The sequence below is a fragment of the Streptomyces sp. NPDC003393 genome, assembly GCF_053589015.1.
The window spans coordinates 18,290-34,759 of record NZ_JBSFRB010000023.1 but is presented as its reverse complement, the minus strand read 5'-3'; the positions used below and the strand labels follow the sequence as shown (position 1 = coordinate 34,759).

Below are 16,470 nucleotides of genomic sequence, written 5' to 3'. Positions count from 1 at the left end.
CGAGTGCATGGACAGTGCATTCCTCTACGCCACCACGCGGACACCGTTCGGTAAGTTCAACGGCGCGCTGGCCGAGGTCCGGCCCGACGATCTGGCCGCTGCCGCGATCAAGGGTGTGCTCGCGCAGGCGCCCTCGCTGGATCCGGCCGCGATCGACGAGGTCGTCTGGGGCAACGCCAACGGCGCCGGCGAGGAGAACCGCAACGTCGGCCGGATGGCCGCCCTGCTGGCCGGTCTGCCGACCAGCGTGCCCGGCACGACGGTCAACCGGCTGTGCGGCTCGAGCCTGGACGCGGCGATGGCCGGTTCCCGCACGATCGAGACGGGCGACGCCGACGTCGTTCTCGTGGGCGGTGTCGAGTCGATGACGCGGGCGCCGTGGGTGCTGCCCAAGCCGTCGCGGGCCTTCCCGGCGCGCGACGTCACCGCGGTGTCGACGACCTTGGGCTGGCGGCTGGTCAACCCGCGGATGCCGAAGGAATGGACCATCTCGCTGGGAGAGTGCAACGAGCAGCTCCAGGAACGCTTCGGCATCTCCCGCGAGCGCCAGGACGAGTTCGCCGTCCGCTCTCACCGCCTCGCGCACCAGGCCTGGGAGGACGGCTTCTACGACGCTCTGGTCACCCCGGTCGGGGACCTGACCCGCGACGAGGGCATCCGCGCGGACTCCAGCACCGAGAAGCTCGCCAGGCTCAAGCCGGCCTTCCGCCCGGACGGCACCATCACCGCCGGCAACGCCTCGCCGCTCTCCGACGGTGGCTCCGCGGTGCTCCTCGGCAGCGAGGCGGCGGCGACGACCATCGGCCACGACCCGCTCGGCCGGATCCTCGGCAGAGGCGCGATGGCGCTGGACCCGCGGGAATTCGGCTACGCCCCGGTCGAGGCCGCCAACCGGGCGCTGGCCCGTGCCGGGATCACCTGGGACCAGGTCGGCGCGGTCGAGCTCAACGAGGCGTTCGCAGTCCAGTCACTGGCCTGCGTCGACGCCTGGCTCAAGGACGGCCTGCGGGATCCCGGGATCGTCAACCAGCGTGGCGGGGCCATCGCGATCGGGCACCCGCTGGGCGCCTCCGGCGGCCGGATCCTCGGAACCCTGGCCGGGGTCCTGAAGGAGCGCCGCGAGAGGTACGGCGTGGCCGCGATCTGCATCGGCGTCGGCCAGGGGCTGGCCATCGTCCTGGAGAACCTGGAGGTGGCGAAGTGAGCCGCACCGCAGTGCTGGATTCGACCGACGAGGCCGTCGCCGGGATCGAGGACGGCTCCACCGTGCTGGTCGGCGGCTTCGGCCTGGCCGGGATGCCGTTCGACCTCATCGACGCGCTCATCCGGCAGGGCGCGAAGGATCTCACGATCGTGTCCAACAATGCCGGAAACGGCGACGTCGGACTGGCGGCGCTGCTCGCCGCCGGCCGGGTCCGCAAGGTGTTGTGCTCCTTCCCGCGCCAGGTCGACTCCTATGTCTTCGACGCGCTCTACCGCGAGGGGAAGATCGAGCTCGAGGTGGTGCCCCAGGGCAATCTCGCCGAGCGGATGCGAGCGGCCGGCGCCGGGATCGGCGCGTTCTACTGCCCGACCGCGGTCGGCACCCCGCTCGCCGAGGGCAAGGAGGTGCGCACCATCGACGGACGCGACTACCTGCTGGAGTATCCGATCAAGGGCGACTACGCCCTCATCGCCGCGCACCGGGCGGACCCGATGGGCAACCTCGTCTACCGCAAGACCGCCCGCAACTTCGGCCCGGTGATGGCGACCGCCGCCACCACCACGATCGTCCAGGTCGACGAGGTCGTCCCGCTCGGCGCGCTCGACCCCGAGGCGGTCGTCACGCCGTCCATATACGTCGACCGCATCGTCCCGGTCGAGGCCCGCCACTACACCGTCCAGGGGGCACGATGACCACCGACACCACCACCGCGGCGACAGGTTCGGTGTCCGCCGGCGAGGCGCCGATGACCGTCGGTCATCCGCTCAGCATGGACGAGGTGGCCGCCGTGATCGCACGGGACATCCCGGCCGGCGCGTTCGTCAACCTCGGCATCGGCCAGCCCACCAAGATCGCCGACCATCTGCCCGAGGAGCTCGGCGTCGTCCTCCACACCGAGAACGGCATGCTCGGCATGGGGCCGAAGGCCGAAGGCACCCAGATCGACCCCGACCTCACCAACGCCGGCAAGGTCCCGGTCACCGAGCTCCCGGGGGCGGCGTACTTCCACCACGCCGACTCCTTCGCCATGATGCGCGGCGGCCACCTCGACGTCTGCGTGCTGGGCGCCTACCAGGTCTCCACCCACGGCGACCTGGCCAACTGGCACACCGGCAGGCCCGGCGACATTCCCGCCGTGGGCGGCGCGATGGACCTGGCCATCGGGGCCAAGGACGTCTACGTGATGATGACGCTCTTCACGAAGTCCGGCGCACCCAAACTGGTCCCGCAGTGCACCTACCCGCTCACCGGCGTCGGCTGCGTCAGCCGCATCTACACCGAGGTCGCCACCTTCGATCTGCGGCCCGACGGCGTCCACGTGCTGGAGACCTACGGCATCACCCTCGACGAGCTGCGCTCGCGCCTCGACGTGGAGCTGCGCTGACCTCCTCAGGTCCGCGCCTGACGCTCCCGCCGCCGTGGCCGTCACGGCGATGGCCTCGGACGGCCATCGGAGGCGACACCTTGCCGACGACCCGGGTCAGCCGAGGTCGTGGACGGCGCGGTGGTCGCTGCCGAGGCCGGCGGCCGGGCCCGTCGGAGGTTCCTTGTGGAACGGCCGCTTCCCGGCACCACCCCGATGGTTTACAATTCAACCACGTCCGGGGCTGCGAGGAGGTCGCACCATGAGGGAGCTCGGTCCGGCCGACACGGTCGGCATCCTCCGCCGGCCAGGTGTACGGGCGCGACTCACCAGCTCGGGGCTCGGCTGGGAGCAGCTGTACCTCTCCACGCAGCAGGAGCAGCCCTATCGTGATCTGTTCGATCCGGCGCCGACCCACCTGCTGATCCTCCACCTCAACGGGCCCGTCACGGTGCGCCGCGGAAAGGACGGGGGCACGCGGACGCGGACCGTGCCGGCCGGCGGGCTCTTCGTCCAGCCGGCCGGCCGGCCGCTGGCCGTCGAGCTCGGCGGCCGGCTGGACACGATCCACGCGTATCTCACGGACGAGGCGCTGCGCGACGCGAACGACGGACGGCCCGTGGAGCTCTGCGAGGAACTGGGCACGACCGATCCACTCGCCGAGCAACTGGTGCTCGCGCTGGAGGGGGCGGTGCGCTCCTGGGAGCCGTCCGCCCGCACGTACACCGACCAGCTGACGGGGATGCTCGCCGCGCAGCTGGTTCGCAGCCACCGCGTCGGCGCTTCCGCGGCTCCCCGCCCCACGGCTTCCGGACTGTCCGCCCGGCAGTTCGACGCCGTACGCGAGCTGATGGAGGAACGGCTCGACGAGCCGCTGCCGATCGCCGACCTCGCCGCCTCGGTGTCGCTGAGCGGCAGCCAGTTCACGCGGCAGTTCCGGGCGAGGACCGGACAGTCCCCCCACCAGTTCCTGCTCGGGCTGCGGCTGGAGCGGGCGTGCCGGCTGCTGCGCACCGGCTCGGCACCCATCGCCGAGGTGGCGCTCGCCTGCGGGTTCTCCCACCAGGAGCACCTGACCCGGGTGATGCGCGCCCGGCTCGGCACGACCCCGGCCGCCCTGCGGCGGGCCGAGGGCCACCGGCCGGGCGAAGCGCCGTTCGTACCGGACGGGCCCTAACGCGCCAGCACGTGCCGGAGCGCGCCGACCAGCTCATCCTGCGCCGACCGCGCGCTGTCCGGGGCGGTGGCACGGCGCCAGGCCACGTGGCCGTCCGGGCGCACCAGCAGGACTCCGTCCTCGGCGATCTCGCTGACCCGGCTCCATTCGCCGTACGGGTCGCGGGAGTCGTCGGCGCCGACGCGCACCACGCGCAGCGGCACGCCGAGGGTGTCGCGGCAGGCGCTCGCGGCCGTCTCCCAGACACCGCCCGACAGACCGGTCAGCACCGTGAGGACACCGTCACCGACGAGGTCCAGCGTGGACACCCGCTCTCCCCGTGCGTCGACGAGCCAGGCGTGCGGGAGTTTGGCGCCGGGCCGGGTCGTCGGCCGGTGCACCAGTTCCCGGTCCTCGTCCCAGACTTCGGCGCTGTCGTCGTCGGGGAGCACCGCCGAGGAGACATAGCGCTGGTTCATCTCCACGCCGTGCGCGTTGAACTCGTAGTTCTTGAGCTGGATGGCGTCTCTCAGCAGCTGTCTCTTCTTGGCGCCCTCGGGCGTCCGCGCCCGTATCGCCGCGAGTCCTTCGGCGATGGTCTCCTCGTCGCTGCCGGCGCCGACGCCGAGAGTGTCGAAGATCGGGCCGAACTGGTCACGGCTGAGGTTGGCCCGCTCGACGATCTGCCGTCCGACGGGGGCGCGTTCGGCGCTGTAGCTGTCGAGCAGCTCCGGGCCGGCCTCGCCGCGGATCACCATCGCGAGTTTCCAGGCGAGGTTGTACGCGTCCTGCACGGAGGTGTTGGAGCCCAGCCCGTTGGACGGCGGGTGGCGGTGCACGGCGTCACCGGCGCAGAAGACCCGTCCGGAGGAGTACTGCGTCGCGTAGGCGTGGTTGACGGTCCACAGCGAGGTCGACGTGATCTCCACCGGCAGGTCCGGATCGCCCACGAGGTCGCGCACGATGCTCCGCGCGGTCTCGTCGTCGACCTGGGGTGGCGGCCGCTCGATGTCGTAACCCCACACCAGCAGCCACTCGTTCCACGGGCGGACCATGCGGACCAGACCCATGCCGATGCCGCCGGTCTCCGCCCCCGGCCGTAGCACCCAGTACAGGACGCTCGGCCGGTGGGCGCAGTACCGGGTGAGGTCGGCCTTGAAGACGATGTTCATGCTGCCTGCCTTGGCCATGCGCCCGGCGAAGGGCAGGCCGAGCTGCTCGGCGACCGCGCTGCGTCCGCCGTCCGCGCCGATCAGGTAGCGGGCCCGTACGGTGAACTCGTCGCCGCGGACCCGGTCGCGCAGTACGGCGGTGACGCCGTCCTCGTCCTGGGTGAAGCGCAGGAACTCGGTGTCGAAGCGGACCTTGGCGCCGCGAGCCGCCGCGTTGCTCACCAGGATCGGCTCCAGGTAGGTCTGCGGCAGGTCGATCATCTCGCACGGGCTCTTCGACACGTACTCGGTGGCCGTCGCCGGGCCCGTGCCCCAGCTGCGGATGCGCCCGATCTCGTCTCCGGTGAGCGACGTGCACAGCACGGTGTCCCCCATCAGGTGGGACGGGCTGCCGAACGTCATCGCCTCGGACTCGACGCCCAGATCACGGAGAACCTCCATGGTGCGCTGGTTGGTGATGTGCGCGCGGGGCGTGTTCGCCAGCCACCCGTACTTCGTCACCAGCAAGGTGCGGATGCCGTAGGTGGCCAGCAGGAGTGCGGCCGAGCCGCCGGCGGGGCCGCTGCCGACGACGAGGACGTCGGTGTCGTACGCGTGGTGCGCGTCGGTGGTCGTCATGGTTGGGCGCTCCTAGGTCATCCGGCCAGGGGGGCGAGACGGAAGGTGTAGTCGAGACGGCACCATGCGCCGTCGAGCGGTCGGCCGTCGGGGGTGGGGCCGGTCTGCGGGGTGAAGTCGACGACGAGTTCGTCCTTGACGCCGAAGACGGTGTCGCTGTCCAGGTAGGCCCCGCCGGCCACGAACAGCTGGGTGACGAGCCGGCGGTGGCCCGGCGCGTCGAACATGAAGTGCAGGTGGGGCGCCCGGTAGGGGTGGCGTCCCACCGCGTCGAGCATCTGCCCGACCGGCCCGTCCCCGGGGATCGGGTAGTGCGAGGGCAGGATGGACCAGAAGGTGATCCGTCCCTCGGCGTCGCTGCGCAGCCGGGCGCGCAGCACCGGCCCGTCCAGGTCGGGGAGTTGGACGTCGTAGAAGCCGTCCTCGTTGGACTGCCACACGTCCACCACGGCGTCCTTGACCGGCGCGCCGTCGGTGTCCGTGACCTGTACGTCCACCCACAGCGGGGTGCCGTGCAGCCCCCCGGAGATGTCGCTGCCGTGCGCGGCCTCGGGCGGACCCTCCACGTAGAAGGGGCCGAGCACCGCGGACGGGGTGGTGTCGGGCGTGCGGGAGTTGGTGAGCAGGTCCACCGCGCTGGAGATGCCGAGGGTGTCCGACAGCAGGACGAACTCCTGGCGGGTCGGGCTGCAGATCTGCCCGGTGCGGGTGAGGAAGTCGATGGCGTACTGCCATTCGGCGTCGGTGACGTCGTTGTCCGCGACGAAGGCGTGCAGGCGCCGGACGAGGTCGCTCAGCAGCGCGCGGACGCGCGGGTCCGGGGCCTGCGCGAAGCTGGCCACCACTTCCTCGGTGAGCCGGGCCAGCTTCGACTCCGTCGTCGGCGGGCCCTGGGGGCGGCGTCCCTGCCAGGCTCCGTCCAGCAGCCGGGCGATGCCCTCGGTGGTCACCTCGCGCGGATTCGGGTACGGCGTCGCGGTGGCCAGTTCCGCCGCGCGGGCCAGGCCGCTCTCCGGCATCCCGAGTTCGCGCAGCGAGGTCGGGCCGCCGAGGGAGGCGACCAGGTCGTAGACGCCGCTCGGGGCGTCGGGCACGCCCAGCGCCTCGGCGATGCGGCGCATCACGTCGGGTGCCGCGGGCGCGTTGTAGGCCATGGCGTGCGGGAGCACGACGGTGTGCGTCTGGGCGTGCGGCAGGTCGAAGCTGCCGCCGAGGGTGTGGCACAGCTTGTGGTGCAGACCCATGCCGACCGTGGCGAGACAGGTCCCGGCGAGCCAGGCCGCGTACAGCAGATCGGACCGCGCCTCCTGGTCGGCGGGGTCGGCGGCCAGCCGGGGCAGCCCCCGCGCGATGCGGGACACCGCGTCCAGGGCCCGCTGGTCGGTGACCGGGTCGGCGTCCGGGGAGTACAGCGCCTCCACGGCGTGCGCAAGGGCGTTGACGCCGCTGGTGACCGTCAGGGGCAGGGGCAGCGTGAGGGTGAAGTCGACGTCGTAGACGACGGTTTCGGGCAGGATCGCCGGGGAGGACTGGGTGACCTTGCGTCCGTCCCGGGTCTCGCCGAGGACGGGGGTCACCTCGGAACCGGCGTAGGTGGTCGGCAGGATCACCTGGGGAAGGTCCGTGCGCAGGGCCAGCGCCTTGGACAGGCCGGTCGTCGAGCCGCCCCCGACGGCGACGATGCCGTCGGCCGCGGCGTCCGTGAGCAGGTGCAGCGCCTGCTCGGTCACCTCCACCGGGGTGTGCATCGCCGCGCCGTCGAACTCCGCCGCCAGCAGGTCACCGAGCGCCTCACGGACCCGCGCGGCGGCTTCCGCCACGGATGGGCCGGACAGCAGCAGAATCCGGGAGCAGCCGAGCCGCTCCACCTCCTGGCGCAGCCGGCTCACCGTGCCGGCACCGAAGACCACGCGCGAGGGCGGGGATGTGTGGGCGAACGTCCGCATGGGGCTGTGCCTCCGCTTGTCAGCTGGGGTACGTCGGTCGTCTGAGCCCTGAGTATGCGCAACGTGACCAACCGGTTTCCTGCACGTTGCGCGCGTCCGGCTGCACGAAACACGCGCGTGTGCCGGAGCCGGCGGACCGCCCGCCGCACACCGGGGACGGCGCCCGTGGGCTTGTTCCGCGCCGCGGGGAGGTCGGCTCGCCCTGTCCGGTGCCTACGCCGCCAGGTCCGGCTCGCCCTCGGGGCCGGAGATCCGCGTGACGCGCAGCCGGGCGAGCACGCGGCACCCGTTCCGGTGGGGGTGGATCTCGACGTGGTCGGCCAGGTGTTCCACGATCCCGATGCCTCGGCCGTGTTCGTCGGGCGCGACGTCGGGGGCCGCGACATGAGCACGCGCGCCGAAATCGGTCATGGCGATGCACAGCGTGTCGCCGTCGAGGTCGAGCCTCAGGGTCATGTCCGCGCACCCGTGCAGGGCCGCGTTCGCGGCCAGTTCGTCGACGATGAGTACGGCGGAGTCCTGTTCCTCGGGGCCGATCCCCCACCGGCCGAGCACACCGGCGGTGAAGACGCGGACCGACGCCACCAGTGCCGCCCGGGACGGCAGCGTGAGCACCGCGCGCTGCCGCGTCTGCCGGGAGCAGTGGCCCTCCCCGGGCGCTTGTACACCGCAGAGCCCCGTGCCGATCGCGGTCATCGCCGCGCCTCCTTCCGCCGGGGAGATCCCCACATTAATTGAACGATGAACTACACCTTCCGTATTCCGGATGCCCGTCCGGATCCGTCGCGCCGTTGTCGGCAGCAGGCGGGGTACATCTTCTCGAAGTTACGTTACAATCAATAGCTGTAACGGCCCCTGGGCTGCCGGCCCGGTTGCCGATGACGACTTCTACGAAGGAGGACGACCGAGGTGAGCGACTACGAGCGCGGTCGGGTGGGACTGCTTCTCGTCGACCTGGTCAACGAGAACTTCTCCAAGGACGGCAAGGCGTACTCCGTGTACGCCCCGGAGTACGAACGGCTGGGCACGATCGAGCACTTGAAGAGGCTCATCACCGGGGTGCGGCGGCACAAGGACGTGCCCGTCTTCTACTCGAGGACCGCCCTCACCGATGAGGACTACTCGTCGTGGAAGCACGTCTCCGGCATCCACCGGCAGATGTTCGACAACCGGCTGTTCGAGGCGGGCACCTGGAACACCGAGTTCCACGAGGACCTGGCTCCCCAGCCGGGCGAAGTGGTCCTCGCGCCGCACAAGGGCCTCGACGTGCTCCACCACACCGACCTGGAGTTTCAGCTGCGGCAGCACAACGTCGAGTACCTGGCCATCGCCGGGGTCTCCGGAATCATGGCCGTGGAGTCGACGGCCCGCACCGCGATGGAGCGCGGCTACCACGTCACGACGTTCACCGACGCCATCGCCGCTCCCGGTGGCCTGGTCACCTACCAGGCGATGATGCGCGGCCTGACCATGATCTCCCACCGCGTCGTCGACGTCGAAGGCTTCCTGGCCTCGCTCGACGAGCCGGCCGCGTGACACGTGGCCATCGGTCCGGGTGAGGGGATGAAGCCGAGGCATGCGGCGGGCAGGAGTGAGGCCGGCGGGCGTCCGGGATCGGTTCGTGGCCTCCGATCCCGGCCTGCTCCGGCTGCTGTCCGCGCTCAGTACGGTCTGCGCGGTGCTGCTGACGCTCTGCACCCTCGCGGCGCTCCACGCGCCGGTGCCGATCCTGGTCACGGGCGCCCTCACCGCCATGGTCAGCACGGTGGCGGTCACCGAGCGCCGACCGCGCGAGCAGGCGCTGACCCTGGCGGCCGGGGTGCCCGTCTCACTCGCGGTCACGGCGGTCGGCAGCGCGCTGGCACCGTACCGGGTGCCGGCAGACGTGGTGTTCGTGGCGCTGATCTTCGCGGCCCTGTACATCCGGCGGCTGGGCCCGCGGGCGACCACGCTGGGCGTCTTCGCCTTCCAGCTGTTCTTCGTGACCCAGTTCGTCGGAACCCGCCTGGCACAACTGCCGCACCTGGTCCTGGCCGTGCTGGTGGCCTTCGCCTGCTCGGCGCTGGTCCGGTTCGCCTTCCTGCGCGCCCCGCCGGAGCGGACCCTGGCGCGGCTGCACCGTGCCTTCCGGGTGCGGCTGGGCATGGTGCTGGACGCGCTGATCGAGGTGGCAGAAGGCGATCCGAAGGCGATCCGGCGCGAGCGGGCGGTCGGCGACCTGCGCCGGCAGGTGGACCGTCTGCACACGTGCGCTCTGCTGATCCAGAGCTGGCCGGCAGCCGGGGCCCCGGACGAGCGCGTCGGGGTCACGGTCCAGCGCCGGGTGGCGGAAGCGGAGACGGCCGTGGAACGGCTGGCCATTCTCGTGATGCGGCTCCTGTGGCCCGGTTCCGACGTCGACACCCTGAGTCGGCACCTGACGAAGATGCGCCGCGGCGAGGGCGGCCGCGGCGCCCAGGACGCGGCGAGTCTGCCCACGCTCACCGCGCGGCTGCGTGCGCTGCGTGCCGCTGCCGGTCCGGGTCGGGCGGGGTCGGCGTGGACCGGCAGTACCGAGGTCGAGGACCGTCGGCTCCGCCAAGGCGACGACGTGCACCTGTCCGATGTGTCCCCGGCGATGCGGGACGTCTTCCGCTCCGCCGGGGAGTTGGCGGGAGCCCTGTCCGGACTGCGGGTGACCATCGCCGGGCACACGCCTGCGCCCCGGGACTCCGACGCGGCGCGGATTGAGGAGCCGGAGGCGGAGGGTTCGGGCCCGGTGAAGGACACCGTGTCGAGGTGGCCGGAGCGCACCCGCGTCCGTCACACCACCAGGACCGCGCTCCAGGTCGCCACCGGATCGGCGCTGGCCGTCGGCGGCGGTGAACTGCTGTCGCCGCAGCGCTGGTACTGGGCGGTATTCACCTGCTGGGTGGTGTTCATCAGCACCACCTCGACCGGGGAGGTTCTCGTCAGGGGCTACCGCCGACTGGTCGGCACGGTGGCCGGTGTCGTCACCGGGCTCGCCCTCTCCGCCCTGATCGGCGGACACCCCTGGGCGGCCTTCGCCTTGGCGATCCTGAGCGTGTTCGGGATGTACTACACCGCCGCGGTGTCCTACACGCTGATGTCCTTCTTCGTCACCACGATGATCGGCATGCTGTACACCCTGCTCCATGCCATCACCCCCGGAGTGCTGGTGATCCGGATCGAGGAGACCGCGCTGGGGATCGCGTGCGGACTGGCCGCGGCGCTGCTGGTGCTGCCGGCAGGAACCCGGGAACGCACCGACCGGTTGCTGCACGAGGTGCTGGAGCGGCTGCGCGCGGTGCTCTCCCAGTCCCTGGCCCGTATGGACGGCGAACTCGTCGGGGATCTGTTCGGTCCGGCCCGCGCGCTGGATTCGGCCCTGGACAGCCTGCGCCTGGCGGTGCAGCCGCTGATCACTCCGATCAGCCCGCTGCGGTCCCGGCGGCGTACCGCGCTCGCTGTGCTGGGGCTGCTCGAGACCGCGGCCCTGCACACCCGCAGCCTGGCCGGCACCGCCGAACTGACGCCGGCCGGCATCGGCATCGCCTCCGATCCGTTCCTCGCCGATGAGGCCCGCCGGGTCGACCGCAACCTCGCGGCCCTGATCGTCCAGGTCGCCGGCGAAGGCGGCGACGGCACCCCGCTCGCCCGCGGCTCCGAGGCTGCCACCCGCCTTTCGGTGGGTGCCGGCGGAGCGCGTTCCGAGGACGCGCACGCGAGGCGGCGGGTGCTTCGGCACCTGCGACGGGTGGACAAGAGCGTACTCGGCCTGGCTCGCACGCTCGGCATGCCCGTCCGCAACGAACCGTGACGACCCGTGAGAGGGGCGCCGGCGGCCGGAGTTCTCGCCCGGGGATCGCCGACGACGTCCCCTGCCGCGACGAGCCGGTTCCCGCCGCCCGGTGACCGGCGGAGCGGCGGCCGGCCGGCCGCCCGAGGCCCCGCCGCTCCCCAGGCCGACGGAATCGCCCGGCAGGTCGGTCGTCCCCGTCCGTCCGCACCGGGCCGCTCGGGGCGCCCCGGGGTGTGCGGGATGCCCCGCTCGGAACCCCTCGGCGTGCCGCGCTCAGACCCCCTGGGCAGCGGTTTTCGAGGTCATCCGGCGCAACACATAGGGCAGGATGCCGCCGTGCCGGTAGTGGGTCACCTCGCGGGGTGTGTCCAGGCGCACGGCAGCCGGGAACGTCCGCCCGTCGGCCCGCACCCGCACCGTGCGGGCGGACATGCCGCCGTCCGTACCACCGTCACCACCGTCCTCCAGCGCCGCCGCGAGGCCGATGACGTCGTAGACCTCCTCCCCCGTGAGCCCGAGCGCGGCGACACTGTCGCCCGGGAGGAACTGGAGCGGCAGGATGCCCATTCCCACCAGGTTCGACCGGTGGATGCGCTCGAAGGACTCGGCGAGAACGGCCCGCACCCCGAGCAGTGCCGGTCCCTTGGCGGCCCAGTCGCGGGACGAGCCCGTCCCGTACTCCTTGCCGGCCAGCAGGATCTGCGGGACACCGGCGGCACGGTAGGAGGCGGCCGCCTCGTGGATCGTGGTGACCGCTCCGCCGGCGGTGAAGTCCCGGGTGAAGCCGCCCTCGGCACCGGGGACGAGGCGGTTGCGCAGGCGGATGTTGGCCAGGGCGCCGCGCATCATCACCTCGTGGTTGCCGCGCCGTGAGGCGTAGGTGTTGAGCCGGGTGGGTGGTGTCCCGCCGGCCACGAGGTGGCGTCCGGCCGGGCTGCGCGGGGGGATGGCACCGGCCGGAGAGAGGTGGTCGGTGGTGGCCGAGTCGCCGAGGGCGGCCAGCACCCGCGCGCCGCGGAGGTCCGCGGGCGGGTCCGGTTCCTCGGTCACCGCGTCCAGGAACGGCGGGCGGCGCAGGTACGTGGAGTCGTCCGGCCAGTCGAACAGCTCGCCCTGCGGTGCGTCGAGCGCCTCCCAGCGCGCGTCGCCGGTGAACACGTCCGCGTAGGCGCGGGCGAACATGTCCGGCCTGAGGGTGGACGTGACGATCTCACGGATCTCTTCGGCGCTCGGCCAGATGTCCTTCAGCAGGACCGGGCGTCCGTCCTGGTCGGTGCCGAGGGCGTCGGTGGTCAGGTCCGTGTCGACGGTTCCGGCCAGGGCGTAGGCCACGACCAGGGGCGGTGATGCCAGGAAGTTCATCCTTGCCTCCGGATGGATGCGGCCCCCGAAGTTGCGGTTCCCGGACAGCACCGCCGCGACGGTGAGGTCCTGCTCGCGCACCGCCTCCGCCACCCCCTCGGCCAGCGGGCCGGAGGCGCCGATGCAGGTCATGCAGCCGTATCCGGTGAGGTGGAAGCCGAGTTTCTCCAGGTACGGCGTCAGCCCCGCTGCGTCCAGGTAGTCCGTGACGACACGTGAGCCGAGCGACAGGCTGGTCTTCACCCAGGGTTTGCTGCGCAGTCCGCGGGCGACGGCGTTCCGGGCGAGCAGGCCCGCGCCGACCATCACCGAGGGGTTGGCGGTGTTGGTGCAGGACGTGATCGCGGCGATCACGACGGCGGCGTCCGTGACCTGTTCGGGCGCGTCGGCGGACGCGGCCGCGCCCGGCGCGGGCCGAAGGACGGTCCGGCGTTCGGCATCGCCGGTCCGCTCGCGCAGCGTGTCGCGGACGGCGGTACGCACCCGGTTCAGCGGTACCCGGTCCTGCGGGCGGCTCGGTCCGGCGAGCGAGGGCACGACGGCGGCGAGGTCGAGGCGCAGGGATTCCGTGTACCGGGGCGGCGCGTCGGGCTGGTGCCACAGGCCCTGTTCCTTCGCGTAGGCCTCGACGACGGCCACGTGCTCGGCGGTCCGGCCGGTGAACCGCAGATAGCGCAGCGTCTCCTCGTCGATCGGGAAGTAGCCGCAGGTCGCACCGTACTCCGGGGCCATGTTGGCGAGGGTGGCCCGGTCGGCGAGGGCGAGGCGGGCCACGCCGTGGCCGTGGAACTCCACGAACTTGCCCACCACGCCGTGCCGGCGCAGGAGTTCGGTGAGGGTGAGGACCAGGTCCGTGGCGGTGGCGCCCTCGGGCAGTTCGCCGTCGAGCCGTACGCCCACCACGGGCGGGATCAGCATCGACAGGGGCTCCCCGAGCATGGCTGCCTCGGCCTCGATGCCGCCGATGCCCCAGCCCAGCGTGCCCAGACCGCCGACCATCGTGGTGTGCGAGTCGGTGCCCAGACACAGGTCCGGGAACGCGCGGCCGTCGCGGACCATGACCACACGGGCCAGGTGTTCGAGGTTGACCTGGTGCATGATGCCCGTGCCCGGCGGTACGACCGCCACATCGCGCAGCGCGCCGCGGCCCCACTTCAGGAACCGGAAGCGCTCCGCGTTGCGCTCGTACTCCAGTGCCACGTTCCGCTCGGCCGCGTCGGGCCGCGCCGTCACGTCGGCGACGACCGAGTGGTCGACGGTCAACTCCACGGGGATGACCGGATTCACCCGTGCCGGATCGCCGCCGCGCTCGGCCACGGCGGTGCGCAGCGCCGCGAGGTCGGCGAGGGCCGGCACGCCGTTGGTGTCGTGCAGGAAGGCCCGCGCCGGATGGACGTCGACGGCGCGGGCGAAGGACTTCGCGGAGCCCCAGTCGAGCAGCCACCGGACCTGATCGGACGTCACCGCGCCGCGGTCCTCGTGGCGCAGCAGGTTCTCGAGCAGAATTTTGATCGTGTACGGCCAGTCGGACGGGGCCAGGGCGGAGATCCGGTGGATCGCGTGCCGCTCGCCGCCGACGCTCAGTACCTCCGCGGTGCCGAAGCTGTTCCGTCCGTTTCCGAGGGTGTCCACCCGCGCAGCTCCTTGTGTTCTCTCCGGGCGTGGGCCCGTTCGGGACGCTCCCCGATGATTGACAACATTTGTTTCATGAAACTAGCGTAGCGAGGCAACAACTGTTGCATACACCCAAGGAGAGGAGCCGCCGTGGATGCGGCAACCTGGGGGCTCATCGCCGCGACCTTCGTCGCCTGCTTCGTGGAAATGGTCGAAGCGACGACGATCGTCATGGCGATGGGCTACACCCGCAGCTGGCGTTCCGCGCTCACCGGAGTGGCCGCCGCCCTGGCACTGCTCGCCGTGGTGACGTCGATCGCCGGCTACGCCCTCGAGCGCTGGTTTCCCGAAGCGGCACTGCAGTTGGTCATCGGCGGCCTGCTGCTGATATTCGGCCTGCAGTGGCTGAGGAAGGCGATCCTGCGGTCGTCGGGCCGCAAGGCCGTGCACGACGAGGACGCCATCTACCGCGAGGAGGTGGCGGCGGCCGAGGCGGCCGGGCAGCGCACCGGCCGGCTCGACATGTTCTCCTTCATGGTGTCCTTCAAGGGCGTCTTCCTCGAGGGCATGGAGGTCGTGTTCATCGTCATCACCTTCGGACTGAACGCGGACAACGTGCCCGCGGCCAGCCTGGGCGCCCTGGCCGCGGTGATCGTCGTGCTCGGCATCGCGTTCGCCGTGCGCCGCCCGCTGTCGATGATCGACGAGAACCTGCTCAAGTACGGTGTCGGGCTGCTGCTCGCCTCGTTCGGCACCTACTGGGTGGTGGAGGGGATCGGCATCTTCCGCGCCGGCCGGGAGAGTTTGGAGTGGCCGGGCAAGGACCTCGCCCTCCTCGCCCTGCTGGCCGCGTGGTTCCTGCTGAGCCGGGCCCTGGTGGCCGCCCTGCGCACGCCCCGCACCAGCACGCCGGTGGCCGCCGGACCGATCGAGGAGAACGTGTGATGAAGCTGCTCAAGTCCTTCGGACGGTTCTGGTACGACTTCATCGTCGGCGACGACTGGAAGATCGCCGTCGCCGTGGTGCTGGCCCTCGCGGTGCTGCTGGCGGCCCTGTCCGTCGGCCTCCTCGCGGATGCCGGACTGGCCGTGCTCGGCGGTGTCCTGCTGATGGCCGCGTTCACCGTCAGCCTGCTCATCGATGTACGGGACCGCTCGGCGTGACCCGTGCGGCACGGTGCGGTGGGCGGGCCGGGAGTCTTTTCCCGGCCCGCCCACCGACCCTTTGTCGTGCACCGTTCCCGGCGCGTAGTATCCGCTACAGACCAGTCGCCGGCGAGCCGAGGAGAGCCGTGACCGCCGCTGCCCGCAAACTCCCCACTCTGCAGGAACGGGTGACCGCACGCTACGACTCGCTCACCCCCACCGAGCGCAAGGTCGCCACCTACCTGTGCGAGCACCCCCAGCAGGCGGCGTTCTCCTCCGCGGAGGAGATCGCCACGTCCACCGGCACCAGTGACGCCAGCGTCGTCCGCACCGCCAAGTCCCTTGGTTTCGACGGCCTTCCGGGCCTCAAACGCACCCTGCAGGAACACCTCGGCACGCTGCTGACGCCCACGCACCTGCTGCACAACACGATCAGCAACTTCAGCGACGGGCCCGAGGGCGTCGTGGGCAGCCTGCTCGCCGAGCGGGCGGAGCTGCTCAAAAAGCTGGGCCGCACCCTGGACCCGGTGGACTTCCGCGCCGCCGTGGAACTGCTCGCCGGTGCCCACGAGACCCTGGTGTGGGGTCTGGGCGGGGACGCCAGCCTGGTCGAGTACACGGTGACCCGTCTCAACCGGCTCGGCTACCGCGCGAGGCCGGCCTCGGAGACCGGCTTCCAGCTGGTCGACCGGCTCCTGCCGCTCGGCCCCGACGACGTGGTCCTGGTCATCGCGCAGAACCGCGTCCGGCCGGAGCTGGAGGTGACCCTCCGGCACGCGGCCGACACGGGGGCGCGGGTCGTGCTGCTGACCGACACGCTGCGCGAGGCCCTGCACGGGCGGACCCACGCCGTGCTGTCCGCCCCCGCGGGCCGACCGGAGATGTACGGCGGGCAGAGCATGTTCCTGATCGTGCTGGAGGCGCTCACCCTGGCCGTGGCCGCGCGCGACGAGGAGCGCGCGATCAGGACGTTCGACAAACGCAACCAGCTCAGGGAGCTGCTCAACGCACGGGTCGTGGCCGAGGCGAAGGTGTCGGGAGGCGGCCGCAGGGGCGGGCGGCGCCACGCGTGATCCGCCGCCCTCGCG

The 16,470-nt window shown here is 71.8% G+C and carries 13 protein-coding genes; 9 read left to right on the top strand and 4 right to left on the bottom strand.

Annotation, left to right across the window (positions count from 1 at the left end):
• Positions 1–7 precede the first annotated feature (7 nt).
• The 4 genes from ACWDUZ_RS22115 (at position 8) to ACWDUZ_RS22100 (ending at position 3,744) form a co-directional block, all read left to right on the top strand.
• The gene (locus ACWDUZ_RS22115) at positions 8–1,204 is read left to right on the top strand and encodes a thiolase family protein (protein WP_451633509.1); all 1,197 of its coding nucleotides are present in this window, start codon (positions 8–10) and stop codon (positions 1,202–1,204) included.
• Positions 1,201–1,896: a 3-oxoacid CoA-transferase subunit A gene (locus tag ACWDUZ_RS22110; RefSeq protein WP_451633508.1), complete on the top strand. Its 696-nt coding sequence runs from the start codon at positions 1,201–1,203 to the stop codon at positions 1,894–1,896. The genes ACWDUZ_RS22115 and ACWDUZ_RS22110 overlap by 4 nt, the downstream gene beginning before the upstream one ends.
• Positions 1,893–2,588 (top strand): 3-oxoacid CoA-transferase subunit B, encoded by a 696-nt coding sequence (locus tag ACWDUZ_RS22105; protein WP_451633507.1) that lies wholly within the window; start codon positions 1,893–1,895, stop codon positions 2,586–2,588. Before ACWDUZ_RS22110 ends, ACWDUZ_RS22105 begins: the two co-directional genes overlap by 4 nt.
• A 241-nt stretch (positions 2,589–2,829) precedes the next feature.
• Positions 2,830–3,744 carry a helix-turn-helix domain-containing protein gene (locus ACWDUZ_RS22100; RefSeq protein WP_451633506.1) on the top strand — a complete coding sequence of 305 codons (915 nt, stop codon included), beginning with the start codon at positions 2,830–2,832 and terminating at the stop codon, positions 3,742–3,744.
• Here the strand turns inward: ACWDUZ_RS22100 and ACWDUZ_RS22095 are convergent.
• The 3 genes from ACWDUZ_RS22095 to ACWDUZ_RS22085 form a co-directional block, all read right to left on the bottom strand.
• Complete coding sequence (locus ACWDUZ_RS22095) at positions 3,741–5,513, bottom strand: FAD-dependent oxidoreductase (protein WP_451633505.1); 1,773 nt, start codon at positions 5,511–5,513, stop codon at positions 3,741–3,743. The genes ACWDUZ_RS22100 and ACWDUZ_RS22095 overlap by 4 nt on opposite strands.
• A gap of 17 nt (positions 5,514–5,530) precedes the next feature.
• Positions 5,531–7,459: a maleylacetate reductase and hydroxyquinol 1,2-dioxygenase domain-containing protein gene (locus ACWDUZ_RS22090; protein ID WP_451633504.1), complete on the bottom strand. Its 1,929-nt coding sequence runs from the start codon at positions 7,457–7,459 to the stop codon at positions 5,531–5,533.
• Between the two features lie 213 nt (positions 7,460–7,672).
• Complete coding sequence (locus ACWDUZ_RS22085) at positions 7,673–8,155, bottom strand: ATP-binding protein (RefSeq protein ID WP_451633503.1); 483 nt, start codon at positions 8,153–8,155, stop codon at positions 7,673–7,675.
• Positions 8,156–8,368: 213 nt separating this feature from the next.
• On the opposite strand from ACWDUZ_RS22085, the gene ACWDUZ_RS22080 reads away from it, so the two are divergent.
• Both ACWDUZ_RS22080 and ACWDUZ_RS22075 read left to right on the top strand, forming a co-directional pair.
• Positions 8,369–8,995: a cysteine hydrolase family protein gene (locus tag ACWDUZ_RS22080; RefSeq protein WP_451633502.1), complete on the top strand. Its 627-nt coding sequence runs from the start codon at positions 8,369–8,371 to the stop codon at positions 8,993–8,995.
• Between the two features lie 85 nt (positions 8,996–9,080).
• Complete coding sequence (locus ACWDUZ_RS22075; RefSeq protein WP_451633501.1) at positions 9,081–11,279, top strand: FUSC family protein; 2,199 nt, start codon at positions 9,081–9,083, stop codon at positions 11,277–11,279.
• Positions 11,280–11,534: 255 nt separating this feature from the next.
• On the opposite strand, the gene acnA is transcribed toward ACWDUZ_RS22075, so the two are convergent.
• Positions 11,535–14,255, bottom strand: coding sequence for an aconitate hydratase AcnA (gene acnA, locus ACWDUZ_RS22070; protein WP_451633500.1), 2,721 nt, complete (start codon positions 14,253–14,255; stop codon positions 11,535–11,537).
• A gap of 132 nt (positions 14,256–14,387) precedes the next feature.
• Between acnA and ACWDUZ_RS22065 the strand changes: the two genes are divergently transcribed.
• The 3 genes from ACWDUZ_RS22065 (at position 14,388) to ACWDUZ_RS22055 (ending at position 16,455) form a co-directional block, all read left to right on the top strand.
• Positions 14,388–15,182 (top strand): COG4280 domain-containing protein, encoded by a 795-nt coding sequence (locus ACWDUZ_RS22065; RefSeq protein WP_451633499.1) that lies wholly within the window; start codon positions 14,388–14,390, stop codon positions 15,180–15,182.
• Positions 15,182–15,400 (top strand): hypothetical protein, encoded by a 219-nt coding sequence (locus ACWDUZ_RS22060; protein WP_451633498.1) that lies wholly within the window; start codon positions 15,182–15,184, stop codon positions 15,398–15,400. Before ACWDUZ_RS22065 ends, ACWDUZ_RS22060 begins: the two co-directional genes overlap by 1 nt.
• A gap of 128 nt (positions 15,401–15,528) precedes the next feature.
• On the top strand, positions 15,529–16,455 hold the full coding sequence (locus ACWDUZ_RS22055; RefSeq protein WP_451633497.1) for a MurR/RpiR family transcriptional regulator: 927 nt from the start codon (positions 15,529–15,531) through the stop codon (positions 16,453–16,455).
• The last annotated feature ends 15 nt before the right edge of the window (positions 16,456–16,470 follow it).